The organism is Pseudomonas sp. B3(2017), from assembly GCF_002113595.1.
GTDB classification, from domain to species: Bacteria; Pseudomonadota; Gammaproteobacteria; order Pseudomonadales; family Pseudomonadaceae; genus Aquipseudomonas; species Aquipseudomonas ekonensis.
Genome location: NZ_NEIU01000005.1, coordinates 86,927 through 112,524, shown reverse-complemented (window position 1 = coordinate 112,524; position 25,598 = coordinate 86,927). Strand labels below are relative to the sequence as shown.

Genomic DNA, 25,598 nt, shown 5'->3' with positions numbered 1-25,598 from the left:
TGTTCAGACAAAGGAAGAGGCTATGGTTCAAGTTCGCAAACTGGTGTTAGCAATAGCGGCCGCCTCGGCGCTGTCCTCCGGTATGGCGCATGCCCTCGGGCTCGGGGAGCTGACCCTGAAGTCGACCCTGAACCAGCCGCTGGTGGCGGAGATCGAGCTGCTCGACGTCAAGGACCTCACCGCTGCCGAAGTGGTGCCGAGCCTGGCCTCGCCCGAAGACTTCGCCAAGGCCGGCGTCGACCGCCAGGCCTTCCTCAACGATCTGACCTTCACCCCGGTGCTCAACGCCAGCGGCAAAAGTGTGCTGCGCGTGACGTCCAGCAAGCCGCTGTCCGAGCCGATGGTGAAGTTCCTGGTGCAGGTGATGTGGCCCAACGGCCGCCTGCTGCGCGACTACAGCGTGCTGCTGGATCCGTCCAAGTTCTCCCAGCAGACCGCCGACGCCGCCCAGCAGGCCCCGGTGCAGACCATCACCGCACCGACCACCGGCGCCACTCACCCGGCGCAGTACACCACGACGCCGCGCGACACCCTGTGGGAGATCGCGGCCAAGGCGCGCAACGGCGGATCGGTGCAGCAGACCATGCTGGCGATTCAGGCCCTCAACCCGGATGCGTTCATCGACGGCAACATCAACCGCCTGAAGACCGGCCAGGTGCTGCGCCTGCCGGACTCGGTGCAAAGCACGGCGCTGCCGCAATCGAAGGCGATCGCCGAAGTCGCGGCGCAGAACACCGCCTGGCGCCAGGGCCGCCGTTACGTGGCCAAGCCGGGCACCGGCCAGCAGCAACTGGACGCGACCAAGCGTGGCCGCGGCAATGCCGGCGCTGCGCCGAACCCCAAGGACAACCTGAGCCTGGTCTCCGCCGAAAGCGGCAAGGCCCGCGGCAAAGGCCCGGCGGGCGACGCCAAGGCCCTGAGCAACAAGCTGGCGGTGACCCAGGAAAGCCTCGACACGACCCGTCGCGACAATGCCGAGCTGAAAAGCCGCATGGCTGACCTGCAGAGCCAGCTGGACAAGCTGCAACGCCTGATCGAACTGAAGAACAATCAACTGGCGAAGATGCAGGCCGAAGGGGCTGCGCCGGCCGCCGCACCGGAAGTTGCGCCTGCGCCGGCTCCGGTGCCGGCCATCACCGCCGAGCTGGCGACCACGCCGCCGGTCGCTCCGGTGCAAACTGCTCCGGCTGCGCCTGCGCCCGAGGCAGCTGCGCCTGCGCCCGCCGAGCCTGTGGTCGAGCCGAAACCGGCCGCCGATGACGACAAGGCCTTCAACGAACTGCTGACCAACCCGATCCTGCTGGGTCTGGCCGGCGGCGGCGCCATCGTCCTGCTGCTTCTGCTGTTGCTGCTGGCCCGCCGGCGCAAGGCCCAGCAGGAAGCCGAGAAGCACCTGCGCATGGCCCGGGCCCTGGAGGAGCAATCCTTCGAGCCTGAGCTCGATCTGCCGGAAAGCAGCTTCGAAGGCTTGGAAACGCCGGCGGCGAGCGTCAAGCTGAACCCGGCACCTGCTCCGGCGCCAGCTCCAGCCCCGGCGCCGGCCGTTGAGCCTGTCGTCGTGGCGCAGCCGATCGCTGCGCCGCTGGTCGCGCCGGCGGCCGAACGCACCGATGACGTACTGGCCAAGGCCCAGTCGCACATCGACGGCGGTCGCCTGAACCAGGCCGCCGCGCTGCTGGAGGAGGGCGTGAGCCTGGAGCCGCAGCGCAGCGACCTGCGCCTGAAACTGATGGAAGTCTACGGCCGCCAAGGCGACCGCGACATGTTTGTCGGCCAGGAACGTCAATTGGTCGCCAACGGCGAGAACTTCGCCAAGGTCGAAGAGCTCAAGAAGCGCTTCCCGGCCATGGCGGTCGTTGCCGCCACCGGGCTGGCCGCTGCGGCCATGGCCGCCGAGCTGGATGCCGAATACGTCAAGGAACTGCTGCTCGACGAGCCGCAGGCCCCGGCCGAAACCGACAACGAGTTGGACAGCGCGTTCGACCTGAGCCTCGACGATCTGGACAACATCAAGCCGGTGGAGCCAGCGGTGGCTGAGCCTGCACCTGCTGCGGCCATCGAGCCGGAAGCACCGGTCGAGCTGGACGAGTTTCCGGCCGATGACGACCTGAGTTTCGAGTCCGTGCTGCAGCAGCAGACCGAAATCAAGGAGAACCTCGACGACCTGCCGGAGTTCGACCTGGATCTGGACCTGGGCGCCGAAGCGTCGCCGGCCACGTTGGCCGAAGACGATTTCCTGCTGGATCTGGATGACGGCATGAAGGATCTGCCGCCGGTCGAAGCGCCGGCCGTGGCCCAGGCGCCGATCGACGAGCTGGATCTGCCGGCCGATTTCGACCTGTCCCTGGCGGACGAAATGGACGCGGCCCCGGCTGAGCCGGATGCGTTTTCCGCCGAGCTGGACGACGTCAACGCCGAGCTGGACCGCCTGTCCCAGAGCCTCGGCGAGCCGAGCTTCAGCGAAGCTGACGCGGCCATGGGCGGTGATCTCGGTGAACTGGGCGAGGATGACTTCGACTTCCTCTCCGGCACCGATGAGGCCGCCACCAAACTTGACCTGGCCCAGGCCTACATCGACATGGGCGACAACGACGGCGCGCGCGACATCCTCAACGAAGTGCTCAGCGAGGGTGACGACAAGCAGAAGAACGAGGCCCGGGAGATGCTTTCGCACCTGGCCTGATCCGGCGTTCGGCGGTAATGAGAACGGCAGCCCATTGGGGCTGCCGTTTTTTTTCGCTTTAGATCGGTAAGCCCTCTTCTGTGCTCAGGCTTGAAGGGGAGCGTGCAGATAAAACTGTGGGAGCCAGCCTGCTGGCGATGACGGCGGCACATCCGGCATCGATATGCCAGGCAGGCCGCCATCGCCAGCAGGCTGGCTCCCACAGGTAATCGGTGCTGCAGGTGAGGCTGTGGGCCGGCGGCGGTCGCTGGAGAACTTTCTGGCATCCCCCATCCATGGCCTTATAATGCCCGCCTTTGTGCATCTGCAGGCTGTCCCGCTTTGGCAAACATAGATAACCCGGCCGCCGAAATGGCCCCCGAAGGCTTTTTCCGCATCGCCCTGGGCGTTGAGTACAAAGGTTCGCGCTACCGTGGCTGGCAACGCCAGGCCTCGGGTGTGCCGTCCGTGCAGGAAGAGCTGGAGAAGGCCCTGTCGAAGGTCGCCGATTCGCCGGTGGCGATCCAGTGCGCCGGCCGCACCGACGCCGGGGTGCACGCCTGCGGGCAGGTGGTGCACTTCGACACGCAGGCTGTGCGGTCGCTGAAGGCCTGGGTCATGGGCGCCAACATCAATCTGCCCCACGACATCAGCGTCAGTTGGGCTCAGGTGATGCCGGCCCACTTCCATGCGCGCTTCAAGGCTATCGCCCGACGTTACCGGTACGTGATCTACAACGATCAGATCCGTCCGGCGCACCTCAATGAGGAAATCACCTGGAACCACCGTCCGCTGGACGTCGAGCGCATGGCGCAGGCGGCGCAGTACCTGGTGGGCACCCACGATTTCAGCGCGTTCCGCGCCGGCCAGTGCCAGGCCAAGTCGCCGGTCAAGAAGCTCCACCACCTGCGCGTGACCCGTCACGGCAAGATGATCGTGATCGACATCCGCGCCAGCGCGTTCCTGCATCACATGGTGCGCAACATCGCCGGGGTGCTGATGACCATCGGCGCCGGCGAGCGCCCTGTGGAGTGGATGAAAGAGGTGCTGGAGAGCCGTGAACGGCGCTCCGGAGGGGTGACGGCGCACCCGTTCGGGCTGTATCTGGTACAGGTCGAGTACCACGACGAGTTCCCGCTGCCGGAGCGTTTCATCGGGCCGCATTTCCTGACCGGTTTCGCTGAACTGGACGGCTGACGCCCTCGAATGCATTTGCTACCATCCGGGACTTTCTCGGATTTGCCTTGGGGTTCTATCGACATGTCAGCCGTTCGCAGCAAGATTTGCGGGATTACCCGCTTAGAGGATGCGCTGGCGGCCGTCGAGGCCGGGGCCGACGCCATCGGTTTCGTGTTCTACGCCAAGAGCCCGCGGGCGGTGACCGTGCAGCAGGCGCGGGGGATCATCCGGGCGTTGCCGCCGTTCGTGACCACGGTGGGTCTGTTCGTCAACCCCAGCCGTTGCGAGCTGGGGGAGATCCTCGACGCCGTGCCGCTGGATCTGCTGCAGTTCCATGGCGACGAGACCGCCGCCGAATGCGAAGGCTGGCACCGGCCGTACATCAAGGCCCTGCGGGTCAAGGCCGGCGACGACATCGCCGCCGCCTGCAATGCCTACCCGAGCGCCAGCGGCGTGCTGCTCGACACCTACGTCGAAGGCGTGCCGGGCGGAACCGGCGAGGCGTTCGACTGGTCTTTGATTCCGCAAGGTTTGAGCAAGCCGCTGATCCTCGCCGGCGGCCTGACGCCGGACAACGTCGCCGACGCCGTCGCCCGGGTGCGGCCGTACGCCGTCGATGTCAGCGGCGGGGTGGAAGCGAGCAAGGGCATCAAGGATCACGCGAAGATCCGGGCGTTCATCAACGCCGCACGCGGCAACGCAGCACCGATGTGACGGCTGGCAGACTGCCGCCGTCCATAACTGCACTTGCAACAAGCAGGCGCGGCTGAGGATGTTTGGATTGCGCGCAAGGTCGCTTCACGCCGACCCGGCAGTCCACCGGTCATCGCCGCACACAATGAATTTAGCTGAAGGGCATACGCGGGGCCGCGAACCAGAGCGTTCGGGCCGCCGGTACTGGAGAAAGAAAGCATGAGCAACTGGTTGGTAGACAAACTGATCCCTTCGATCATGCGTTCGGAGGTCAAGAAGAGCTCGGTGCCTGAAGGCCTGTGGCACAAGTGCCCATCCTGCGAGGCTGTGCTGTACCGTCCCGAGCTGGAAAAGACCCTGGACGTTTGCCCCAAGTGCAACCACCACATGCGCATCGGCGCACGTGCGCGCATCGACATCTTCCTGGATGCCGAAGGCCGCAGCGAACTGGGCGCCGACCTGGAACCGGTCGACCGCCTGAAGTTCCGTGACGGCAAGAAGTACAAGGACCGCCTGACCGCTGCGCAGAAGCAGACCGGCGAAAAAGACGCCCTGATCTCCATGAGCGGCACCCTGCTGGGCATGCCGGTGGTGGTGTCGGCGTTCGAATTCAACTTCATGGGTGGCTCCATGGGCGCCATCGTCGGTGAGCGCTTCGTGCGCGCCGCCAACTACGCCCTGGAAAACCGTTGCCCGATGATCTGCTTCGCCGCCTCCGGTGGCGCGCGCATGCAGGAAGCCCTGATCTCGCTGATGCAGATGGCCAAGACCTCGGCGGTGCTGGCGCGCCTGCGCGAAGAAGGCATTCCGTTCATCTCCGTACTGACCGACCCTGTCTACGGCGGCGTTTCCGCTAGCCTCGCGATGCTCGGCGACGTGATCGTCGGCGAGCCGAAGGCCCTGATCGGCTTCGCAGGCCCGCGCGTGATCGAACAAACCGTGCGCGAAAAACTGCCGGAAGGCTTCCAGCGCAGCGAGTTCCTGCTGGAGCACGGCGCCATCGACATGATCGTCGACCGCCGCGAGCTGCGTCCGCGCCTGGGCAACCTGCTGGCGCAACTGACCGGCCAGCCGACGCCGACCTACGTCGCCGCTCCGGTCGAGCCGATCGTCGTTCCGCCGGTGCCTGCCAACGTATGACCGAGCGCACCCTTGGCGAGTGGCTCGCCTACCTTGAGCAGTTGCATCCCTCGGCCATCGACATGGGCCTTGAGCGTTCGCAACAGGTAGCGTCCCGCATGGGGCTGGGCCAGCCGGCGCCTCGGGTGATCACGGTCACCGGCACCAACGGCAAGGGTTCGACCTGCGCATTCGTGGCCTCGCTGCTGCGGGCGCAGGGCCTGAGCGTCGGTGTCTACAATTCTCCGCACCTGCTGCGCTACAACGAGCGGGTGCAGCTCAACGGCGTCGAAGCCACCGACGCGCAGCTGTGCGAAGCCTTTGCGGCGGTCGAGGCAGGGCGCGGCGACACTTCCCTCACTTACTTCGAAATGGGCACCCTGGCGGCGTTCTGGCTGTTCCAGCGCGCGGGGCTCGATGCGGTGGTGCTGGAAGTCGGCCTGGGCGGGCGCCTGGACACGGTCAATGTGGTGGACGCCGATCTTGCGCTGGTCACCAGCATCGGCGTCGATCATGCCGATTATCTGGGCGATACCCGCGAATCCGTGGCCTTCGAAAAGGCCGGCATCTTCCGCCCAGGCAAGCCGGCGCTGTGCGGCGACCTGAATCCTCCGCAACCGTTGCTCGACAAGGCCCGTGAGCTGGCCTGCCCGTTTTTCCTGCGCGGGCGCGATTTCGATCTCGGCGTGACCGAGCGGAACTGGCAATGGCGCGGTACGGATGCCCAGGGGCAGGCTGTCGAATTGCGAGACTTGCCGCTGCTCGACCTGCCGATGGAAAACGCCGCGCTGGCGCTGCAGGCCTATCTCGTGTCGGGTCTACCGTGGGATTCTGAGCGGATCGTCGGTGCGTTGCAGGCGACCCGCGTGGTCGGCCGGCTCGACCGGCGCTCGTTCGACTGGCACGGCAAGCGTCTGAACCTGTTGCTGGATGTGGGCCACAACCCGCATGCGGCGGAGTACCTGGCCCAGCGCCTGGCGGCGCGGCCACCGGTCGGCAAGCGCCTGGCGGTGTTCGGCCTGCTGGCGGACAAGGATCTGGATGGCGTCGTCGGCGCGTTGAATGCTAGTGTCCAGCACTGGGCCGTGGCACCGCTGGATTCGGCGCGGGCCCGTCCGGTCGCCGAACTGCATGCGGCGTTGCAGGGGCTCGGTGCGTCGGTCACGTCCTACGACAGCGTGGCGGCCGCCCTGGAAGGGCAGTGCGCCGTGGCCACGGACGAAGACGAGATTCTGTTGTTCGGATCATTTTATTGTGTTGCCGAGGCCCTCGAATGGCTGGCCCGGCGCTCCACGGAGGAAGCGGCAGATGGCATTGCTGGATAAGGCGTACAAACAGCGCATGGTCGGCGCCCTGGTGCTGGTGGCGCTGGCGGTGATCTTTTTGCCGATGCTGTTTTCCCGTCAGGACGAGCAGCGTCAGGTGACCGTCGATGCCCCGTCCGCGCCGCAGGCGCCTGCCGTGGCGCAAGTGCAGATGGAGCCGGTGGCGGTGCCTGAGCCGCAAGCCTTGCCGCAAGAGCCGGTGCCGAGCGATGAAGACGTCGCCGAGCAATCGGCGCCTGCGATGCCGATTGCGCCGGCCGCGCCTGCACCAGCCCCTGCACCGGCCGCGCCGGTCGCGGCGGCGAAGCCGGTGGCCCCTGCGCCGGCGCCGGTGGTGAAGCCGGCCCCGGCTCCGGCCCAGCCGATTGCCGCGGCAGCGGCCAAACCGGACACCAGCGCAAGCCGCGTCGATGCGAACGGCCTGTCGGTGAGCTGGTCGGTGCAACTGGCCAGCCTGTCGAGTCGCGCCAGTGCCGAAAGCCTGCAGAAAACCCTGCGCAGCCAGGGCTACAACGCCTACATCCGTTCCGCCGACGGCAAGAACCGGGTGTTCGTGGGGCCGCTGATCGAGCGCGCCGAGGCCGACCGTCTGCGGGATCTGCTCAGCCGCCAGCAGAACCTCAAGGGGTTCGTCGTGCGTTTCCAGCCTGAGCGCGGCTGAAAACTATCGTCCCGATTGAAATGCACTGACAATCGCAGCTTACCGACAGCCCTGGGCTCTGCTAAAATGCGCCGCCTTATCCGTCTGTAGGCTGCACTGTGCCATTTACCTGGGTTGACTGGGCGATCGTTGCAATCGTCGCCATCTCCGCTTTGATCAGTCTGAGCCGCGGCTTCGTCAAGGAAGCGCTATCGCTGGTGACCTGGATCATCGCAGGAGCGGTTGCCTGGATGTTCGGTGGCTCACTGTCCGAGTACCTCGCCGGATACATCCAGACTCCGTCGGCCCGTGTGATCACGGGCTGTGCCATCATGTTTGTCGCCACGCTGATCGTGGGCGCAATGATCAATTACCTCATCGGCGAACTGGTTCGCGTCACCGGACTGTCCGGTACCGACCGGTTCCTGGGCATGGCTTTCGGCGCGGCGCGTGGCGTGCTGCTGGTGGTCGTGGCCGTCGGGCTCTTGAGCCTGGGGCCGGTGCAGCAGGACGGGTGGTGGAAAGAATCACAGCTCGTGCCAAAGTTTCTATTGGTCGCCGACTGGTCCAAGAACCTGATTCTCGGGTGGAGCAGTCAGTGGCTTGCCAGCGGTATCAGCGTACCCGCTGAAATACCGTTCAAGGAGCAGCTCTTGCCGTCGGCCAAAACGCCGCAGTGAGTGTTGTTCAGTTCAGATCCATTAAGTAGGGGTTGCGTCGCATGTGTGGCATCGTCGGTATCGTCGGTAAGTCGAACGTCAATCAGGCGCTGTATGACGCGCTAACCGTGCTCCAGCACCGCGGCCAGGACGCTGCCGGTATCGTGACCAGCCATGACGGCCGGTTGTTCCTGCGCAAGGACAATGGCCTGGTGCGTGACGTGTTCCAGCAGCGTCACATGCAGCGTCTGGTGGGCCACATGGGGATCGGCCACGTCCGTTACCCGACCGCCGGCAGCTCGACCTCGGCCGAAGCCCAACCGTTCTATGTGAACTCGCCTTACGGCATCACCCTGGCGCACAACGGCAACCTGACCAACGTCGAACAGTTGGCCAAGGAGATCTACGAGTCCGACCTGCGCCACGTCAACACCAGTTCCGACTCGGAAGTGCTGCTCAACGTGTTCGCCCACGAGCTGGCCCAGCGCGGCAAGCTGCAGCCGACCGAAGAGGACGTGTTCGCCGCCGTGACCGACGTGCACAACCGTTGCGTCGGCGGTTATGCGGTGGTGGCGATGATCACCGGCTACGGCATCGTCGGTTTCCGCGATCCGCACGGCATCCGCCCGATCGTGTTCGGCCAGCGTCACACCGACGAAGGCGTCGAGTACATGATCGCCTCCGAAAGCGTTTCCCTGGATGTGCTCGGTTTCACCCTGATCCGCGACCTGGCGCCGGGCGAGGCTGTATACATCACCGAAGACGGCAAGCTGCACACCCGTCAGTGCGCGACCAACCCGTCCCTGACCCCGTGCATCTTCGAGCACGTCTACCTGGCGCGTCCGGACTCGATCATCGACGGCGTGTCGGTGTACAAGGCCCGTCTGCGCATGGGCGAGAAGCTGGCCGAGAAGATTCAGCGCGAGCGTCCGGACCACGACATCGACGTGGTCATCCCGATCCCGGACACCAGCCGCACCGCCGCCCTGGAGCTGGCCAACCACCTGGGCGTGAAGTTCCGCGAAGGCTTCGTCAAGAACCGCTACATCGGCCGTACCTTCATCATGCCCGGCCAGGCCGCGCGCAAGAAATCGGTGCGCCAGAAGCTCAACGCCATCGAACTGGAGTTCCGCGGCAAGAACGTGATGCTGGTGGACGACTCCATCGTGCGCGGCACCACCTGCAAGCAGATCATCCAGATGGCCCGAGAAGCCGGCGCGAAGAACGTCTACTTCTGCTCCGCGGCCCCGGCCGTGCGCTTCCCGAACGTGTACGGCATCGACATGCCGAGCGCCCACGAGCTGATCGCCCACAACCGTTCGACCCAGGACGTGGCCGACCTGATCGGCGCCGACTGGCTGGTCTACCAGGATCTGCCTGACTTGATCGAAGCCGTCGGCGGCGGCAAGATCAAGATCGAACAGTTCGACTGCGCGGTGTTCGACGGCAAGTACGTCACCGGCGACGTCGACGAGGCGTACCTGAACAAGATCGAGCAGGCGCGCAACGATGCCTCCAAGGCCAAGACCCAGGCGGTCAGCGCGATCATCGATCTGTACAACAACTGAGTTTCCACCGGCCCTGAGGGGCCGGTTTTGCATCTGTCGCAAGACGTTCATTTATCAGGATCAGGGCAAGGAGTGACAGCATGAGTCAGGAATGGGATGCCGGTCGGCTGGACAGCGACCTCGAAGGCGTAGCGTTCGATACCCTGGCGGTACGTGCCGGTCAGCACCGTACGCCGGAAGGCGAGCACGGCGATCCGATGTTCTTCACCTCCAGCTACGTGTTCCGCACCGCGGCCGATGCGGCGGCGCGCTTTGCCGGGGAAGTGCCGGGCAACGTCTATTCGCGCTACACCAACCCGACCGTGCGCGCGTTCGAAGAGCGCATCGCCGCGCTGGAAGGCGCCGAACAGGCGGTCGCCACCGCCACCGGCATGGCCGCGATCATGGCGGTGGTGATGAGCCTGTGCAGCGCGGGCGACCATGTGCTGGTCTCGCGCAGCGTGTTCGGCTCGACCATCAGCCTGTTCGAGAAGTACTTCAAGCGCTTCGGCGTGGAAGTCGATTACGTGCCGCTGGCGGACCTGTCGGCATGGGACGCGGCGATCAAGGCCAACACCAAGTTGCTGTTCGTCGAGTCGCCGTCCAACCCGCTGGCGGAACTGGTGGACATCGCCGCGCTGTCGGAAATCGCCCATGCCAAGGGCGCGATGCTGGTGGTCGACAACTGCTTCTGCACCCCGGCCTTGCAGCAGCCGCTGAAGCTGGGCGCGGACATCGTCGTGCATTCGGCGACCAAGTTCATCGACGGCCAGGGCCGTTGCATGGGCGGCGTTGTCGCCGGCCGCAGCGAGCAGATGAAGGAAGTGGTCGGTTTCCTGCGCACCGCAGGGCCGACCCTGAGCCCGTTCAACGCCTGGGTCTTCCTCAAGGGCCTGGAAACCCTGAACCTGCGGATGAAGGCGCACTGCGCCAACGCCCAGCAACTGGCCGAATGGCTGGAGAAGCAGGACGGCATCGAGAAAGTGCACTACGCCGGCCTCGAAAGCCATCCGCAGCATGAGCTGGCCCGTCGTCAGCAGAAGGGTTTCGGAGCGGTGGTGAGCTTCGAGGTCAAGGGCGGCAAGGAAGGGGCGTGGCGCTTCATCGACGCGACCCGGCTGGTGTCGATCACGGCCAACCTGGGTGACAGCAAGACCACCATCACCCACCCGAGCACCACGTCCCACGGTCGCCTGGCGCCGCAGGAGCGTGAGGCGGCGGGCATCCGCGACAGTCTGATCCGCGTGGCGGTCGGCCTGGAAGACGTGGCGGACCTGCAGGCCGACCTGTCCCGCGGGCTGGCGGCATTGTGATCGAGCTGCCGGCTCAGGTCGCAGGCGTCCATGGCCGTGTCGCACTGGTCACGGGCGCGGCGCGCGGCATCGGTCTGGGTATCGCGGCCTGGCTCATCAGCGAAGGCTGGCGGGTGGTGCTGACCGACCTGGATCGCGTGCGCGGCGCCAAAGTGGCCAAGGTGCTGGGCGAAAACGCCTGGTTCATCGCCATGGACGTGGCGGACGAGGGGCAGGTGGCGACGGGCGTGGCAGAGGTGCTGGGGCAGTTCGGCCGGCTGGACGCGCTGGTGTGCAACGCGGCGGTGGCCGATCCGCACAACATCACCCTGGAAAGCCTCGATCTGGCCTGGTGGAACCGGGTGCTGGCGGTGAACCTCAGCGGCCCGATGCTGCTGGCCAAGCACTGTGCGCCGTACCTGCGCGCGCACAGCGGCGCCATCGTCAATCTGGCGTCGACCCGTGCGCGGCAATCGGAACCGGACACCGAGGCCTATGCGGCGAGCAAGGGCGGCCTGCTGGCCCTGACCCATGCGCTGGCCATCAGCCTCGGGCCGGAGATCCGCGTCAATGCCGTCAGCCCCGGCTGGATCGATGCGCGGGATCCTTCCGTGCGTCGCGCCGAGCCGTTGACCGACACCGATCACGCTCAGCATCCGGCGGGCAGGGTAGGGACGGTCGAAGATGTGGCGGCGATGGTGTCCTGGCTGCTGTCGAAGAACGCCGGGTTCGTCACGGGCCAGGAGTTTGTGGTCGATGGCGGCATGACCAAGAAGATGATCTATTCCGAATAGGTGGCGGGTTTGGAGGGCGCTTCGCGGTGCCCTGATTGAAACGATTTCGTCTTTTTCAGAAAAACTTCAAGCAGGGTATTGACTTAGCTTCGGCACCTGCGTAAATTTCGCGGCCTCGGAGATGCAAACGGGTGATTAGCTCAGCTGGGAGAGCGTCTGCCTTACAAGCAGAATGTCGGCGGTTCGATCCCGTCATCACCCACCACTCCCGAGAGTCTTGCGAAAGCAAGATGGAAGGCTGAAATGCCTCCACCGACGCGCAGCGGTAGTTCAGTCGGTTAGAATACCGGCCTGTCACGCCGGGGGTCGCGGGTTCGAGTCCCGTCCGCTGCGCCATTTTCAACGAGTCAGGCAATGCCTGGTTCGCGATTGCAAAGCACCGAAGCTTTCAATCAAAACGAGTTATCCGGACGCAAGTCCACAGCGATACGCAGCGGTAGTTCAGTCGGTTAGAATACCGGCCTGTCACGCCGGGGGTCGCGGGTTCGAGTCCCGTCCGCTGCGCCATATCTGTTTCGAGGACTACTGAACGCCTCGAAGCGCCGAAGCAAGCCACTGGCTGATTCGGATCGATAACAAAGACCCTGGTCGAGAGACCGGGGTTTTTTGTGCCTGAAATTTGTCCTTCCGCCATTCCCTCCCTGGCGCCACCCGTATTCAACACCAATCCCGGTGGTAGCGAGCCTGCTCGCGATAGCGTTCTCTCAGTCGATGCAGATGCGGAAAAGTCCGAAGACTTCGCAAGCAAATTTTTTGATTCTTTAGTCAAATTTTTGTGTCCAGTTGTTTGCTGCTGGCGCAGAAACCTTTAAAGTTAACCTTTCGGTCAGCTTTGCATGCTCATCACAGCCCTTCGCTTCGCCAGAAAGGGCTTCAGCAAGACTCGAGATTCCCCGTAGATAACCAGAAGGGCGGATTCATAACCGCCCAAAGGATGATCCATGTCCAACCGTGAAATATCCCGGCGTTCGTTCCTTCAGGGCGGGCTCGTAGCCGGCGTGAGTGTCACGCTTGCGCCGATCGGCAGCCCGGCGCTGGCCGCCTTGATGGAAAACAGCGTGACCGTGCCGTCCGAGCAGTGGCTCGGCCACAACGGCAAGGCGCGCCAACGCAACGATGCCTTGTCCAAGGTCTGCGGCAGCAAGGTCTTTGCCCGCGACATCCGTGCCAAGGACATGCCGGGCTGGCCCGGCCAGCAGGGCCACGCCATGCTGCTGAAGACCATCAAGGCCGACCGCATCTATGACGGTTACGACCTGTCGTGGCTGGGTGCCGAACTGCAGCCTGACCGCATCGTCACCGCCGCCGACCTGGACAAGGACGGCATCGTGTTCCCGGAAGAGCACGCTCCGGATCCGCTGCTGCCGCCGGGCAAGGTGCCGATGTTCATCGGTCACCCCGTGGCGATCCTGATCTGGAACGACTTCGAGCGCTTCCGTCGGGCCAAGGCCAAACTCAAGTTCAATGACAAAGCGATCCGCTACGGCGCCCAGGTGCCGTTCTACGAAGGCGATCCTTACGGCAGTTTCCGCTACGTGCGCGTCGGCGGCCCGACCTCGGCGGACGAGGACGAGTTCGCCAGCCTCAAGGATTCGATCCTGTTCCCGATGCTGCGCAACCGCCGTCCGGTCTGGAACGCTCAGCCGAACCTGCACGGCAACCTGACCGAGCGCGGCCTGTTCTACGCCGAGCGCATGAAGCAGCAGATCGACACGCCGCCGGACAACTGGCTGGTGTTCGACGAACGCTACAAGACACCGTCGATCGAGCCGGCCGCCATGGAGCCGGACAACGGCAACGGCTGGTACGACCCGGCGACCAAGACCCTGCACTTCGTGGTCGCCACCCAATGCCCGCTGGAAACCGCCACCGAGACCGCGAAGATGATCGCGCCGTCGCGCTTCGGCCTGGCCCATCTCAACCTGCATCCGGGCTACACGGTGGGTTACGGCTCCAAGGACCACAACATTTTCGTCTACTACGCAGCCCTGGCCGCGCTGTACGGCGCCGGTGTGCCGGTGCGCCTGGCCAACGACCGCTACGAGCAGTTCCAGAGCGGCATCAAGCGCCATCCGTTCGACATCCGCTATCAGCTGGCGGTGGACAAGGACGACCACAGCTTCAAGATCTTCCGCGCCGAGATGAGCGTCGACGGCGGCGGCCGCATCAACTACAGCCCTTCGGTGGCGGCGGTGGGCGCCACGGCGGCGCAGTCGATCTACTACATGCCGCAGAACGACCTGCAGGTCACCGCTTACCATTCCCGCGCCGTCGAGGCCGGCTCCATGCGTGGTTACGGCACCCTGCAGAGCATGGCCTCCACCGAAATGATGGTCGATGAAATCGCCGGCCGTCTCGGTGTCGACGCCATCGACCTGCGCCGCAAGAACGCGCTGCGCTCGGGGATGAAGAACACCCAGGGCGCGATCCCGGCCGGTGCGCTGCGCCTGCACGAGATTCTCGACAAGGCCTCGCTGCACGAAGTCTGGCGCAACCGCGACGCGATCAAGAAACAGCGCGAGGCGGCGGATCCGGACAACTGGTACGGCGTCGGTTTCGCCATCTGCCAGAAAGACTTCGGCACCGGTTCCGAGGCGCCGATGGCGAGCATCGAGTTCACGGCCGACGGGCGCATTTCCCTGCGCCACATCGGCATCGAGATCGGCACCGGCATGTCCACTTCGCAGGCGCTGGTGGTGGCCGATTTCCTCGGCAGCCCGGCCCACGACGTGAAGACCGGCGAAACCGAATGGAAGGAAATGCAGCTGGTCACCGCCGGCAACCCTTACATCATGAGCCAGGCCGAGCAGGATAACTTCCTGCGCAACCCGCGCTGGGTCGGCAAGCTGGCGTCGGCCTCCTCGGCGACCAACTCCGCGTACTACTTCAGCCATGCCACCCGTGAAGCGGCGCGTGTGCTGTTCAACCATGGCCTGTGGCCGGCAGCGCTGGAGATCTGGCGTCAGGGCCCGTACGGCGGTCAGGCCAACCCTTACGTGGTGCGCCGTGAAGATGCGCATTGGGTCGACGGCAAGCTGACCGCCAACGGCATGCAGCCATTGAGTTTCGAAGAGCTGGCCCGGCGCGCCCACGAGCGCGGCCTGGTGACCGGCGCCACGGTGCACGGCTTCAACCGCTGGAGCTGGGCCGAGGCCGAATTCAGTATTGACGGCGTGCGTGAGCGCCTGCCGCTCGACGGCCTGGCGGTGAAGTACGGCGACGGCGCGCCGAAGGCGAAACAGGCGCAGATGACCAGCGCCGGTTTCCACCTGCTGGATCGGCAGAACGTCGCCTATCCGGTCGTTCAACTGAACAACGCGGCCGTGACCTACTACAGCCCGGTGGCGACGCTGGTGGAGCTGAAGGTCAACAAAGGTTCGGCTGAAGTCGAAGTGCTCAACCACCATTCGTGGCTGGAATGCGGACGGGTGCTGGTGGAGGAACTGGTCAAGGGGCAGCTCGAAGGCGGCATCGCCATGGGCATCGGTCACGCCTTGATGGAAGAGATGCCGTTGTACGAAGGCGGGCCGGGGGAGGGCGACTGGAACTTCAACCGCTACCGCTTGCCGATGGCGCGTCACGTGGCTGTTTGGAAGCAGACGGCGGAAATCCTGCCGCCGCTGTCGCCGAGCGACCCGTCCAAGGGCATCGCCGAGGTGGTGATGATCCCCGTGGTCGGCGCCATCGGCAACGCCGTGGCCCATGCCATCGGTAAACGTGTCCGCGACTTGCCTATCACCGCTGCCCGCATCAAGGAGGCCCTCAATGGCTAACCGTCCGCTTCAACTGACCCTCAACGGTCAACCCGTAGGTCCAGTGGACATCCCTGATGACCTGCCGATGATCGACTACCTGCACGAGCACGAAAACCTGACCGGCTCGCGCCTGGGTTGCGGCCAGGGCATCTGCCATGCCTGCGTGGTGATCGTCGACAACCCGGACGGCACCAGTGAGGAAGTGCGCACCTGCATCACCGGTGCGCATTACTTCGAGGGCAAGAAAGTCCGCACCATCGAAGGCCACGCCAAGCGTGACGAGCAAGGGCGCGTCACCGAGCTGAACCCGATCCAGCAGCGTTTCGTCGATGAGTTCGCCTTCCAGTGCAGCTACTGCGCACCGGGCTTCGTCAACGCCGCGACGGTGCTGGTGGAAAAGCTTCAGCGCCAGCCAGTGGCCAAAAGCAAGCTGGAACAAGTCATCGAGGACAGCCTCGGTCATCACGTCTGCCGCTGCACCGGGTACGTGCGTTACTACAACGCCACCCGCAACGTGCTGACCGATCTCGGCCTGGTCAAGGAGGGTTGAGCATGAAGCGTACATTGACCCGTCTGGCCCTGGCGGTCGGGCTGGCTGCGCCGGCGTTCCTGGCCCATGCGGACGACCAGGCCAAGCGCGGCGAATACCTCGCCCGCGCCGCCGACTGCATGGCCTGCCATACCGCGCCGGGCGGCGCGCCGTTTGCCGGCGGGCTGCCGATCGTGTCGCCGTTCGGTACGATCTACGGCACCAACATCACGCCGAGCAAGGAGCACGGCATCGGTCTCTACACTGATGACGAGTTCTTCGCCGCGCTCACCGAAGGCAAGCGCCGTGACGGCGCCAACCTGTATCCGGCGATGCCGTACACCTCGTATCACCTGATGCCGCGTGCAGACTCGGACGCGATCCATGCGTACCTGAAGACCATCGAGCCGATCGAGCGTCCGGCACCGGTGACCAGCCTGAGCTTCCCGTTCAACGTGCGCCTGGGCCTGATGGGCTGGAACATGCTTTACGGCAAGGACGTGAAGCTGGAGTCCGGTGAAGGCAAAAGCGAGGCCTGGAAGCGCGGCCAGTACATGGTCGACGTCCTCGGCCACTGCGGCGAATGCCACACGCCGCGCGGCCTGCCGGGCGCGATGCAGCAAGACAAACGCATGACCGGCGGCATCCTCAACGGCTATCTGGCGCCGAGCCTGCTGGCCACCGACCTGGCGGCGCGTGGCTGGAGTCACCAGGACCTGAGCGCGTTCCTCAAGCACGGCATGAGCGCTCAGGGCACGATGTTCAACGAGATGTTCCCGGTGTTCCACAACAGCACCCAGGGCCTGAACGATCCGGACCTGGCGGCGATGGCGACGTTCCTGCTCGGCGATCAGCCGCCGAAGGCAAAAGAGTTGGCTGAGGTGCCGCTGGACAAGCTCAGCCCGAGCGCCCAGCGCGGCCGTCAGGAATACCTGAACGTCTGCGCCGGTTGCCATGCCGCCGGCGGCGAAGGCAAACCGCACATCGCGGTGGCCATGCGCGGCAACACCACGCTGCGGCTGGAGGATCCACGCAACCTGCTGCGGGTGATCGATGACGGCATCGGCGAGCAGAAGTTCGCCGGCTTCGAACACATGCAGCCGATGCCGGGCTTCGCCGACAAGCTCAGTGCCGAGCAACTGACCGACCTGCTTAACTACCTGCGCGAAGGCTGGGGCGGTCAGGCCGGGGATCTGGCCGTGGGCGACGTGCAGAAGCTGCGGGCCGATGCGCCGTCCGTCGAGCACAAGGCGCACTGACATGCAGCATCTGGACCTGCAAGTCGTGCGTCGGGCGCTGGAGTGGTCCGTCGCCGGCCAGCGCCTGTGGTTGTGCACGGTGCTGGCCACCTATGGCTCGGCGCCCCGTGCGCCGGGCTCGCTGCTGGCGGTCAACGACAGCGGGCAGTGGATCGGTTCGTTGTCCGGCGGATGCGTCGAGGAAGACTTTCTCGAACGGGTTGCCGAAGGTGCGTTTTTCGAGGCGGTGAATGTGGTGCGCTACGGGGAGGGCGAGGATCCGCGTTCGCGGGTCAGCCTGCCCTGCGGCGGCATTCTCGATGTGTTGGTAGAGAAATTTGACGCCGGTTGCGACGTGCAGGCGCATTTGCGCGAACTGGAGTCGGCGCTGCTGGGGCATTCCCGTCTGATCCGTGAGGTCGACCTGGCCAGCGGTGCCCGTGCAGTGTTGGCCGATGCCGAGCAAGGCGCGCGGATCGAACGTGAAATCGACCGGGTCAGGATCCGTATCGGCGCCGCGCAGCGCTTGCTGCTGGCGGGCTACTCCAGCGTGGCGCAGGCGTGTGCCGAGTTTGCGCTGGGCCTCGGCTTCGAGGTGATCCTGTGCGATCCGCGGGACGAGGTGCTGGAGGGGGTGGTGCTGGAGGGTGTGGAGATCCGTCGGCAACTGCCGTCGGTGTTCATCGCCGAAGGCGGCTGCCATCGTGACACTGCAGTGGTAGCCCTGACGCACGATCCGCGCATCGATGACCTGGCGATGATGGAGGCGGTGCGCACCGAGGCGTTCTACATCGGCGTGATGGGGTCGGTGCAGACCTCGCAGAAGCGTTTCGAGCGCTTGCGCCGGATCGGCGGCTTGGGCGAGGCGCAGCTTGCGCGGATCCATGCGCCCATCGGGCTCAACCTGGGCAGCAAGACGCCTGCCGAAATTGCCTTGGCGGTGCTGGCCGATATCTTGCGGATCCGCAGCGGCATCGCTCGGGACAGCCTCTGAAACAATTGCGGCGAGGGAGCAGATGCCCTCGCCGCAAGTGTTTCTGCCGTCAGGTAATGGTGGTCAGACGCCCAACTTGTCGCGCAATCCGTAATACCAGGCGCCCAGCGCCGCGAACGGCGTGCGCAGCATCTGGCCGCCGGGGAACGGGTAGTGCGGCAAGTCGGCGAACGCATCGAAGCGCTCGGCCTGGCCACGCAATGCCTCGGCCAGCACCTTGCCCGCCAGGTGCGTGTAGGTCACGCCGTGGCCGCTGCACCCTTGGGAGTAATAGATGTTGTCGCCCAGGCGCCCCACCTGCGGCAAGCGCGACAGCGTCAGCAGGAAGTTGCCGGTCCAGGCGTAATCGATCTTCACATCCTTGAGCTGCGGGAAAGCCTTGAGCATTTTCGGGCGGATGATCGCCTCGATGTTGGCCGGATCCCGGGCGCCGTACACCACGCCGCCACCGAAGATCAGGCGCTTGTCGCCCGTCAGGCGGTAGTAGTCCAGCAGATAGTTGCAGTCCTCGACGCAGTAGTCCTGCGGCAGCAGTGACCTGGCCAGTTCCTCGCCCAGCGGTTCGGTGGTGATCACCTGAGTGCCGCACGGCATCGATTTGGCCGCCAGCTCCGGCACCAGGTTGCCAAGGTAGGCGTTGCCCGCGACGATGATGAACTTCGCCCTGACCTTGCCTTGCGGTGTGTGCACCACCGGATTGGCGCCGCGTTCGATGCGCACGGCAGGCGACTGCTCGTAGATAGTGCCGCCCAGGGACTCCACGGCGGCCGCTTCGCCCAGTGCCAGGTTCAGCGGGTGGATATGGCCGCCGCTCATGTCGAGCATGCCGCCGACGTATTGATCGCAAGCCACCACTTCGCGGATGCGGCGTTGGTCGAGCAGTTCCAGCTGGGTATGGCCGAAACGCTCCCACAGGCGCTTCTGCGACTCCAGGTGGCCCATCTGCTTGGCCGAGAGCGCGGCGAACACGCCGCCGTCCTTCAGGTCGCACTGAATGTTGTACCGGGCGACGCGCTCGCGGATGATCCGGCCGCCCTCGAAGGCCATCTGCCCGAGCAGTTGCGCCTGTTTCGGGCCGACGGTGCGTTCGATCACATCGATGTCGCGGCTGTAGCTGTTGACGATCTGCCCGCCGTTTCGGCCCGACGCGCCGAAACCGACCTTGGCGGCTTCCAGCACCGTCACGCGAAAACCGTTCTCCAGCAGGAACAGGGCAGAGGACAGCCCCGTATAGCCAGCCCCGATCACACAGACATCCGTCTCCACGTCATCCTGCAGGGCCGGGCGGGCCGGTGCGGCGTTGGCCGACGCAGCGTAATAAGACTCTGGGTAAGGGGTGTTCGCCATCCTGCTGCCTCTGTTTAATATATTTTACGAGTGCGACGATCCTACCCGGTTTGAAAAACCTCCGCCAGCCACCGGAAAATCTTCTTTATCGGGGTGAAATTAAAAATTTTGCATATTCATAGGGTTAGGTGAAAAAAAGGTGTTGACACCCCTCCGGAATTCCGTAGAATGCCGCCTCACAGCAGGCACGTAGCTCAGTTGGTTAGAGCACCACCTTGACATGGTGGGGGTCGTTGGTTCGAGTCCAATCGTGCCTACCAAACAAAATCCGCTCTGCTGGGCGGTCTAGAAGGGGTCACCGGAAACGGTGACCCCTTTTTGCTTTCTGTCATTTGCAAAGCTTTTGCAAACCCCACTTCAATCGGCAAGTCGTTGACCTCGACGAATCCGAATTTCTGAAGCTTCCTCGCGACTCCTTTTCCTTTGCATACAATTCGCAGGAATGTGCACCGCCTCTGTGCCTTTTCTTTGAGCGCCCCTGAAAAATATGTGGATATTTAATGGGTTACGATTTTTTTTAACTGACCGGTTATCAAAAATACGTTGTTACAGCTCGTATAATTCAGTAACATTCGCCCCGCGTTCACCACCACGGTTTATGCATTTTTAAATCCCAAGCTTCCATCAGCTGCTTGGGATTTTTTTTGCCTGCGATTTGCCTCCTTCCTTCAGAAAGCGCCCGGGCGCCCTTGCATGTGCGCCTGCATCGGGCGAGTTCGCGCTTTTTCAGCTACTACTGTCTGGCCGAACGACAAGGCTGCCTGACGGGAGTGCATCGATGCTGGTTCACTGGATTCTTGCTGCGGTTCATTTGTTGGCTGTCTCTTTGGGGTTCTGGGCTGTGCTGACCCGAGGGACGGCGTTCAGCCGTCTTGCCGTTGGAGAGGGGGCTGTGGGGCGTGTGCTGCTGGCCGACAACCTGTGGGGGATCTCGGCGTTGATTCTGTTGGTCAGCGGAGGAATGCGCGCCTTTGGGGGCTATGAGAAGGGCACCGACTACTATCTGCATCAGCCGCTGTTCCACCTGAAGATGACGTTGTTCGTGCTGATCCTGCTGTTGGAGCTTGCGCCGATGGTGACGTTGATCAAGTGGCGCATCGCCTTGGCGCGCGGCGGAGTGCCCGATATGAGCCGCGCCAGGCTGTTTGCGCGCATCAGTCATGCCGAGGCGCTGTTGCTGGTGCTGATGGTGGTGGCGGCTACCGGGATGGCGCGAGGGGTGGTCTTCGCTTAGGAGGGTGCAATTCCCTGCTGCTTAAGGGAAATGTCTGACAGCCATCCTTGGGCGGTGTGGTTAGTATTGGGCGGGGCAAAGGAAGGGGGCATGGCAGGCGCCGTGACCAATGAAGCAGAGGCAATACGGCGCTGAATCTTTAGCCAGCCATCACACGAAGGCAGCGGACTGGCTAGCGACTGCGGCAGGGCTCAAGGGGTTTGCGGCTTGTCCGGAGCGGTCAGGCCGGCCTGGATGCGCTGATAGATCTCTTCACGGTGCACCGCAACGTTCTTTGGAGCGTTGATGCCGATTCGGACCTGCTGGCCGCTGACACCGAGGATGGTGATCGTAATGTCATCGCCAATGTTAATGCTTTCACCGACTTTGCGGGTGAGTATCAGCATGGTGTTCTCCTTGATTGCTTTGTAGGGCACCTGATTCGGACAGTGCAGAGTCGGTGGTACGTATAGATTAGTGCGAAGTCTCGCGGTTTGGGTGCATCTTTCTGACGCGCAGACGAGGCATTAATTCCCAGCGCGTCACTATACAGGGGCCGCAATCATCAATCTCGTTGTTTTGTGGTGATTTTGCGGCGTTCGTGAAGTATTCGCGAATGCTAAGATGCCGCCTTTGTGATTTTCGAGGGAAGCGTTGTGCGCAAACTGGTCTGGGTCGTCGCGGCATTGGCATTGGCGGGTTGTGGAGAGGGCAAGAATGTCGCGGGGCAAAAGCCGCAGCCGACTGCGGTGACGTCATCCGCTGTCGTTCCTGCTGCCCAGTGGGATCTGGAAGTGCGCGGTGAAACCACGCAGGCGGTCAGCGACCTCAGCGGCTGGCTGATCGAGCATGCCTTCGTGCCCAACGTCATCAAGGATGCCGCCGGCAACACCCGCATCCTGCTGGGGCCGTTCAACTCCAAGGCCGAAGCCGAGGCGCGCCAGGCCGATCTGAGCGCTGCGTTGGTGCGGGCGAAAAAGCAGAACATCGAATCGCTGGTCATCGAGCGCAATACGGCGCAGTGACAGGTCCGTTCGGCGGAGCCGGGTAAAGGAAGTTCTGTCTGACTCGTTTTCTTGAGAGTCACCGACGATTTCCAGAAGGAGCGATCCATGGCCTCCGCCACCCCCTACAAGCTGTTCGATGTCGTATTGCACCGCAAAGTCCAGCTGACGCCGCATCTGATGAGGATCACGCTGGCCGGTTCCGCCGTCACGGACATGGCGACATGGGCGCCTGATCAGCGGGTGAAGCTGTTCTTTCCGGCGGCTGACGGTTCGCCCTCGAAGCTGTCGCAGGGGGAAGGCTGGTACAGCCGTTTCCGGGCGATGCTGGCCGACCGGCGTCCGGCGATGCGCACCTACACCATTCGCCAACTGCGCGCGGAGCTTGGCGAGGTGGACGTCGATTTTGTCCTGCATGGCGAAACCGGGCCGGCTTCCCGTTGGGCGTTGAGGGCGCAGCCGGGGGCGTCCATGCAGATGCTGGCGCCCGACCGGCGTTTTTCGGCCGAGGAAGCCGGGGGCTTCGAATGGAGGCCGCCGCAGGCGCTCAGGCACGTTCTGCTGGTCGCCGATCCGACAGCGTTGCCGGCGGCCATGGGGATTCTCGAAGCCCTGGCGCCGCTCGCGGAGCCGCCGCAGGTTCAGGCCTACTTCGAGGTCGACAGTGCGCAGGACATGCTCCCGGTTCCCGACTGGCCCGGGCTTTCGGTGCAGTGGCTCGTCCGGGAGCAGGCGGGTGGCGCCGTGGCGGGAGCGCTGATGGTGGAGGCGGTGAAGGGGGCGGCATTGCCTGTCGATTCGTCGCCGGCGGGGCGGGCGGTCGAGTTGGCCGACGTCGATATCGACAAGGAGATCCTTTGGGAAATCGCTGAAGCGTCCGCCGAAGGTTTCTACGGCTGGGTCGCCGGTGAATCTGCCGCCGTCATGAGCCTGCGTCGGCATCTGATCAAGGAGCGCGGCATTCCTCGCGAGTCGCTCAACCTGATGGGCTACTGGCGTTACGACAAGGCCGGCAGCTGAGCACAAAAAAGGCCTCGGGCATCAAGCGCGAGGCCTTTTGTATTGAGTGAGCGGTCAGCCGCACGCTTTCAGGTTCACCGGCCCGACGAAGTCGTTGCCGCGTCCCATCACGCACGCCACGCTCTGGTTGCGCTGCCGTTCCCAGTCCTGCACCGGGTAGGTCTTGTCCCACGCCTCATACAATTGGCGGTCCTGTTTTGACAGCCGCAGGCCGTACTGTTTGCTCATGTAGAAGTACGTTCGGGCGATCATGCCGCGGATAGAGGGGCGGGGCATGACTTTCTTGGCCTTGAAGTCGACTTGGGTCAGGCAGGCGCCGTATTGGCCTTTCTCTTCCGGCAGCCATCCGTAGCTGAAGTTGCTGCGGTCGCCGTTGACCTCGCCGATGCTGGGCACCAGGTTGTGCAGGTCGGCTTCGGCCTTTTGATAGGACGGGTCGTAGCGGGTGCAGTTCTTGCGTCCGCCTTCCTGCCAGCACTGGCGCTGGTGGCCGAACTCCCAGGCCGGGACAATGTGCTCCCACTCGATGCGCGATGCGCGTTTGGCGTTCTTGCGAGGCACATAGCCGCACGCGGCAAGGTCGACCTTGTTGCCGGTGTACTTGCAGCCGCAGTAGAACTCGGTCGATTGCGGGGCGTAGAGCTTCCAGGCGACCTTCTTGGCTTCGGTGAAGGTGCGCGGGGCACCGGCCTGGGCTCCCAGGGAGATGAACAGCAACAGCAGGGCAAAGCAGCGGACACTCATTGGATCAGTCTTCCTTCGGTACAACCCAGAAAATCTGCACGCCACCGTCGTCGCGGTAGGCGAGGGTGACGTTGTCGTTCTCGTCGATCTCTTCCAGCAAGCGCTCCCAGGCGTCCTCCGGTTCGTCCGGCAGGCGAAAGATCAGTGCGGCTCTGGCTTTTTGTGCGGTGGGGGCGTTGATGATTTTTTGAATGCGCATGCCCATGCGTTCGTAAGCGTCAGGAGCATCAGGGGAGGTGGCCACGAGGTTATCCTTATTAAGCTGTACGTGCATACAGTATTTAACTGTAGGCGATTTCGCAACTGCTTAAAAAACAAGAGGATCCTCTGACAACGGTTTTCCGTTTTTGGCAGGGATTGCGCGATATTTTTTTGCCGGGGAACCACCCGTCACGGATGACGGGCGGTGGCTGTCCGAGCCGGAACCGGTCGGGCGAGGGTGTATCAGTATTCCCAGAACATCCGCTGCAGCTCTTTGCTGTCGTTGGTCTTGGTCAGAGCGACCATCGCCAGGATGCGGGCCTTCTGTGGGTTCAGGTCATGGGCGACGACCCAGTCATATTTGTCGTCGGGCTGCTCTGCGTTGCGCAGGACGAAACCGCCGGCGTTGACGTGAGACGAGCGGATGATTTGCACACCGTCCTTGCGCAGGGCCTGCAGGGTCGGAACCACGCGGGAAGAGACCGAGCCGTTGCCGGTGCCGGCATGGATGATCGCCTTGGCGCCGGCCTGGGCGAGGGCCTTGTAGGCGGTGTCGCCGACATTGCCGTAGGAATAGGCGATCTCTACGTCAGGAAGGCTCTTGATGTTCTTGATGTCAAATTCCGAGTCCATCGTGTGGCGCTTGGCCGGCAGGCGGAACCAGTAGGACTTGCCTTCGACCACCATGCCCAGCGGGCCCCAAGGGCTCTTGAAGGCTTCGGTCTTGATGTTGATCATTTTGCTGACGTCGCGGCCGGACTGGATTTCATCGTTCAGCGTCACCAGCACGCCTTTGCCGCGGGCTTCCTTGCTGCTCGCGACGGCGACGGCGTTGTAGAGATTGAGCATGCCGTCCGCTGACATGGCGGTGCCCGGACGCATCGAGCCGACGACAATGATCGGCTTCTCGGTCTTCTCGACCAGGTTCAGGAAGTAGGCGGTCTCTTCGAGGGTGTCGGTGCCGTGGGTGATGACGATCCCGTCGACATCCTTGCTGTCGGCCAGTTCGGAAACGCGCCGGCCCAGTTGCAGCAGGTTTTCGTTGCTGATGCTTTCCGATGCGATCTGCATGACCTGTTCGCCGCGCACGTTCGCCAGTTTGCTCAGTTCCGGAATGCCGGCGATCAGCTGTTCGACGCCGACCTTGGCGGCCTGGTAGGTGGCGCTGTTGGCCGCGCTGGCACCGGCGCCGGCGATGGTGCCGCCGGTGGCGAGCACCACGACGTTGGCCAGCTTGGCCTGGGTTTCGACTTCTTTGGCCTGGAGGGCGGTCGGCAGGAGCATGAGAAGCGCCAAGGCGCCCGGAACCAGGGTATTGAAAGCAGACTTCATTGTTTTTCTCTCTAGTAGTGAGACGGTGCGGATGCAGGTTCATCTAGATGCGCCCCAGACCCATCTGAAAGCCGGGGGTTCAGGAGGGGAGCAGGATCTGTACCAGCCACACTCTGCTTGAGAGAAACGTTTAACCTGATGATTTACATCAATAATTTTTTGATGCGTGAAAAATGGCCGGGATGTTGGATCCGGTTTTCCGAACGGTTCCCGATTTCGCGTTCGGCTCTCCGAAAGGTACTACGCAACAGATCGAATCAGAGGAATGGCCACTCCGGCGATCCGGATTAAAGAAACAGGCCGGTTGGCCG

22 protein-coding genes and 4 tRNA genes are annotated in these 25,598 nt (G+C 63.8%); 21 read left to right on the top strand and 5 right to left on the bottom strand.

Annotated features, from left to right (window positions below):
* Positions 1-22 precede the first annotated feature (22 nt).
* The 17 genes from CAG33_RS09515 to CAG33_RS09435 all read left to right on the top strand — a co-directional run bounded on the left by CAG33_RS09515 (position 23) and on the right by CAG33_RS09435 (position 18,426).
* The gene (locus CAG33_RS09515; RefSeq protein ID WP_085638081.1) at positions 23-2,683 is read left to right on the top strand and encodes a FimV/HubP family polar landmark protein; all 2,661 of its coding nucleotides are present in this window, start codon (positions 23-25) and stop codon (positions 2,681-2,683) included.
* 351 nt (positions 2,684-3,034) lie between these two features.
* Entirely contained in the window at positions 3,035-3,859 is an 825-nt protein-coding gene (gene truA / locus CAG33_RS09510; protein ID WP_085631446.1) for a tRNA pseudouridine(38-40) synthase TruA, read from the top strand.
* A gap of 63 nt (positions 3,860-3,922) precedes the next feature.
* Positions 3,923-4,555, top strand: coding sequence for a phosphoribosylanthranilate isomerase (locus tag CAG33_RS09505; RefSeq protein WP_085577487.1), 633 nt, complete (start codon positions 3,923-3,925; stop codon positions 4,553-4,555).
* Between the two features lie 198 nt (positions 4,556-4,753).
* Positions 4,754-5,674: an acetyl-CoA carboxylase, carboxyltransferase subunit beta gene (accD, locus tag CAG33_RS09500; protein WP_085577486.1), complete on the top strand. Its 921-nt coding sequence runs from the start codon at positions 4,754-4,756 to the stop codon at positions 5,672-5,674.
* Positions 5,671-6,978, top strand: coding sequence for a bifunctional tetrahydrofolate synthase/dihydrofolate synthase (folC, locus tag CAG33_RS09495; protein WP_085638078.1), 1,308 nt, complete (start codon positions 5,671-5,673; stop codon positions 6,976-6,978). The genes accD and folC overlap by 4 nt, the downstream gene beginning before the upstream one ends.
* A complete protein-coding gene (locus CAG33_RS09490; RefSeq protein WP_085577484.1) occupies positions 6,962-7,639 on the top strand; it encodes an SPOR domain-containing protein in 678 nt (225 codons plus the stop codon). Before folC ends, CAG33_RS09490 begins: the two co-directional genes overlap by 17 nt.
* A 98-nt stretch (positions 7,640-7,737) precedes the next feature.
* Complete coding sequence (locus CAG33_RS09485; RefSeq protein WP_085577483.1) at positions 7,738-8,298, top strand: CvpA family protein; 561 nt, start codon at positions 7,738-7,740, stop codon at positions 8,296-8,298.
* Positions 8,299-8,339: 41 nt separating this feature from the next.
* The gene (purF, locus tag CAG33_RS09480) at positions 8,340-9,845 is read left to right on the top strand and encodes an amidophosphoribosyltransferase (RefSeq protein WP_085577482.1); all 1,506 of its coding nucleotides are present in this window, start codon (positions 8,340-8,342) and stop codon (positions 9,843-9,845) included.
* Positions 9,846-9,925: 80 nt separating this feature from the next.
* On the top strand, positions 9,926-11,137 hold the full coding sequence (locus CAG33_RS09475; RefSeq protein ID WP_085577481.1) for an O-succinylhomoserine sulfhydrylase: 1,212 nt from the start codon (positions 9,926-9,928) through the stop codon (positions 11,135-11,137).
* Between the two features lie 5 nt (positions 11,138-11,142).
* Positions 11,143-11,910 (top strand): SDR family oxidoreductase, encoded by a 768-nt coding sequence (locus tag CAG33_RS09470; RefSeq protein ID WP_170929974.1) that lies wholly within the window; start codon positions 11,143-11,145, stop codon positions 11,908-11,910.
* Between the two features lie 129 nt (positions 11,911-12,039).
* Positions 12,040-12,115: transfer RNA gene (locus CAG33_RS09465), tRNA-Val, on the top strand.
* A gap of 54 nt (positions 12,116-12,169) precedes the next feature.
* Positions 12,170-12,246: transfer RNA gene (locus CAG33_RS09460), tRNA-Asp, on the top strand.
* A gap of 94 nt (positions 12,247-12,340) precedes the next feature.
* Positions 12,341-12,417 (top strand) — tRNA-Asp (locus CAG33_RS09455).
* A gap of 434 nt (positions 12,418-12,851) precedes the next feature.
* Complete coding sequence (locus CAG33_RS09450) at positions 12,852-15,683, top strand: xanthine dehydrogenase family protein molybdopterin-binding subunit (RefSeq protein ID WP_085631450.1); 2,832 nt, start codon at positions 12,852-12,854, stop codon at positions 15,681-15,683.
* Entirely contained in the window at positions 15,676-16,215 is a 540-nt protein-coding gene (locus tag CAG33_RS09445; RefSeq protein WP_085577478.1) for a (2Fe-2S)-binding protein, read from the top strand. The genes CAG33_RS09450 and CAG33_RS09445 overlap by 8 nt, the downstream gene beginning before the upstream one ends.
* A gap of 2 nt (positions 16,216-16,217) precedes the next feature.
* Positions 16,218-17,453 (top strand): cytochrome c, encoded by a 1,236-nt coding sequence (locus CAG33_RS09440; protein ID WP_085638072.1) that lies wholly within the window; start codon positions 16,218-16,220, stop codon positions 17,451-17,453.
* Between the two features lies 1 nt (position 17,454).
* Positions 17,455-18,426 (top strand): XdhC family protein, encoded by a 972-nt coding sequence (locus CAG33_RS09435; RefSeq protein WP_085577476.1) that lies wholly within the window; start codon positions 17,455-17,457, stop codon positions 18,424-18,426.
* Between the two features lie 63 nt (positions 18,427-18,489).
* Here CAG33_RS09435 and CAG33_RS09430 read toward each other — a convergent pair whose 3' ends face one another.
* The gene (locus CAG33_RS09430; protein WP_085577475.1) at positions 18,490-19,773 is read right to left on the bottom strand and encodes an FAD-binding oxidoreductase; all 1,284 of its coding nucleotides are present in this window, start codon (positions 19,771-19,773) and stop codon (positions 18,490-18,492) included.
* A 183-nt stretch (positions 19,774-19,956) separates the two neighbouring features.
* Here CAG33_RS09430 and CAG33_RS09425 point away from each other — a divergent pair.
* Together CAG33_RS09425 and CAG33_RS09420 are read left to right on the top strand one after the other, a co-directional pair.
* Positions 19,957-20,033, top strand: a tRNA-Val gene (locus tag CAG33_RS09425).
* A 518-nt stretch (positions 20,034-20,551) separates the two neighbouring features.
* Entirely contained in the window at positions 20,552-21,007 is a 456-nt protein-coding gene (locus tag CAG33_RS09420; protein WP_085577474.1) for a DUF2214 family protein, read from the top strand.
* A 191-nt stretch (positions 21,008-21,198) separates the two neighbouring features.
* Here the strand turns inward: CAG33_RS09420 and csrA are convergent, their stop codons facing one another.
* On the bottom strand, positions 21,199-21,393 hold the full coding sequence (gene csrA / locus CAG33_RS09415) for a carbon storage regulator CsrA (RefSeq protein ID WP_003179932.1): 195 nt from the start codon (positions 21,391-21,393) through the stop codon (positions 21,199-21,201).
* A gap of 249 nt (positions 21,394-21,642) precedes the next feature.
* On the opposite strand from csrA, the gene CAG33_RS09410 reads away from it, so the two are divergent.
* Together CAG33_RS09410 and CAG33_RS09405 are read left to right on the top strand one after the other, a co-directional pair.
* Positions 21,643-22,011: a penicillin-binding protein activator LpoB gene (locus CAG33_RS09410; protein WP_085638069.1), complete on the top strand. Its 369-nt coding sequence runs from the start codon at positions 21,643-21,645 to the stop codon at positions 22,009-22,011.
* A gap of 87 nt (positions 22,012-22,098) precedes the next feature.
* Positions 22,099-23,010, top strand: a complete 912-nt coding sequence (locus CAG33_RS09405) for a siderophore-interacting protein (RefSeq protein WP_085577472.1) — start codon at positions 22,099-22,101, stop codon at positions 23,008-23,010.
* Positions 23,011-23,064: 54 nt separating this feature from the next.
* Here CAG33_RS09405 and CAG33_RS09400 read toward each other — a convergent pair whose 3' ends face one another.
* The 3 genes from CAG33_RS09400 to CAG33_RS09390 all read right to left on the bottom strand — a co-directional run bounded on the left by CAG33_RS09400 (position 23,065) and on the right by CAG33_RS09390 (position 25,287).
* Positions 23,065-23,754 (bottom strand): endonuclease, encoded by a 690-nt coding sequence (locus CAG33_RS09400; protein ID WP_085577471.1) that lies wholly within the window; start codon positions 23,752-23,754, stop codon positions 23,065-23,067.
* A 4-nt stretch (positions 23,755-23,758) separates the two neighbouring features.
* Positions 23,759-24,028, bottom strand: a complete 270-nt coding sequence (locus CAG33_RS09395) for a DUF1654 domain-containing protein (protein WP_085577470.1) — start codon at positions 24,026-24,028, stop codon at positions 23,759-23,761.
* 170 nt (positions 24,029-24,198) lie between these two features.
* Positions 24,199-25,287, bottom strand: a complete 1,089-nt coding sequence (locus CAG33_RS09390) for an asparaginase (RefSeq protein ID WP_085631456.1) — start codon at positions 25,285-25,287, stop codon at positions 24,199-24,201.
* Positions 25,288-25,598: the final 311 nt, after the last annotated feature.

What these genes read in the sequence shown, in the direction of transcription:
- CAG33_RS09515 (WP_085638081.1), top strand. Translation starts at nt 23, where the DNA reads ATGGTTCAAGTTCGCAAACTGGTGTTAGCAATAGCGGCCGCCTCGGCG.
- truA (WP_085631446.1), top strand. Translation starts at nt 3,035, where the DNA reads ATGGCCCCCGAAGGCTTTTTCCGCATCGCCCTGGGCGTTGAGTACAAA.
- CAG33_RS09505 (WP_085577487.1), top strand. Translation starts at nt 3,923, where the DNA reads ATGTCAGCCGTTCGCAGCAAGATTTGCGGGATTACCCGCTTAGAGGAT.
- accD (WP_085577486.1), top strand. Translation starts at nt 4,754, where the DNA reads ATGAGCAACTGGTTGGTAGACAAACTGATCCCTTCGATCATGCGTTCG.
- folC (WP_085638078.1), top strand. Translation starts at nt 5,671, where the DNA reads ATGACCGAGCGCACCCTTGGCGAGTGGCTCGCCTACCTTGAGCAGTTG.
- CAG33_RS09490 (WP_085577484.1), top strand. Translation starts at nt 6,962, where the DNA reads ATGGCATTGCTGGATAAGGCGTACAAACAGCGCATGGTCGGCGCCCTG.
- purF (WP_085577482.1), top strand. Translation starts at nt 8,340, where the DNA reads ATGTGTGGCATCGTCGGTATCGTCGGTAAGTCGAACGTCAATCAGGCG.
- CAG33_RS09475 (WP_085577481.1), top strand. Translation starts at nt 9,926, where the DNA reads ATGAGTCAGGAATGGGATGCCGGTCGGCTGGACAGCGACCTCGAAGGC.
- CAG33_RS09450 (WP_085631450.1), top strand. Translation starts at nt 12,852, where the DNA reads ATGTCCAACCGTGAAATATCCCGGCGTTCGTTCCTTCAGGGCGGGCTC.
- CAG33_RS09445 (WP_085577478.1), top strand. Translation starts at nt 15,676, where the DNA reads ATGGCTAACCGTCCGCTTCAACTGACCCTCAACGGTCAACCCGTAGGT.
- CAG33_RS09440 (WP_085638072.1), top strand. Translation starts at nt 16,218, where the DNA reads ATGAAGCGTACATTGACCCGTCTGGCCCTGGCGGTCGGGCTGGCTGCG.
- CAG33_RS09435 (WP_085577476.1), top strand. Translation starts at nt 17,455, where the DNA reads ATGCAGCATCTGGACCTGCAAGTCGTGCGTCGGGCGCTGGAGTGGTCC.
- CAG33_RS09430 (WP_085577475.1), bottom strand. Translation starts at nt 19,773, where the DNA reads ATGGCGAACACCCCTTACCCAGAGTCTTATTACGCTGCGTCGGCCAAC.
- CAG33_RS09420 (WP_085577474.1), top strand. Translation starts at nt 20,552, where the DNA reads ATGCTGGTTCACTGGATTCTTGCTGCGGTTCATTTGTTGGCTGTCTCT.
- csrA (WP_003179932.1), bottom strand. Translation starts at nt 21,393, where the DNA reads ATGCTGATACTCACCCGCAAAGTCGGTGAAAGCATTAACATTGGCGAT.
- CAG33_RS09405 (WP_085577472.1), top strand. Translation starts at nt 22,099, where the DNA reads ATGGCCTCCGCCACCCCCTACAAGCTGTTCGATGTCGTATTGCACCGC.
- CAG33_RS09400 (WP_085577471.1), bottom strand. Translation starts at nt 23,754, where the DNA reads ATGAGTGTCCGCTGCTTTGCCCTGCTGTTGCTGTTCATCTCCCTGGGA.
- CAG33_RS09395 (WP_085577470.1), bottom strand. Translation starts at nt 24,028, where the DNA reads ATGCACGTACAGCTTAATAAGGATAACCTCGTGGCCACCTCCCCTGAT.
- CAG33_RS09390 (WP_085631456.1), bottom strand. Translation starts at nt 25,287, where the DNA reads ATGAAGTCTGCTTTCAATACCCTGGTTCCGGGCGCCTTGGCGCTTCTC.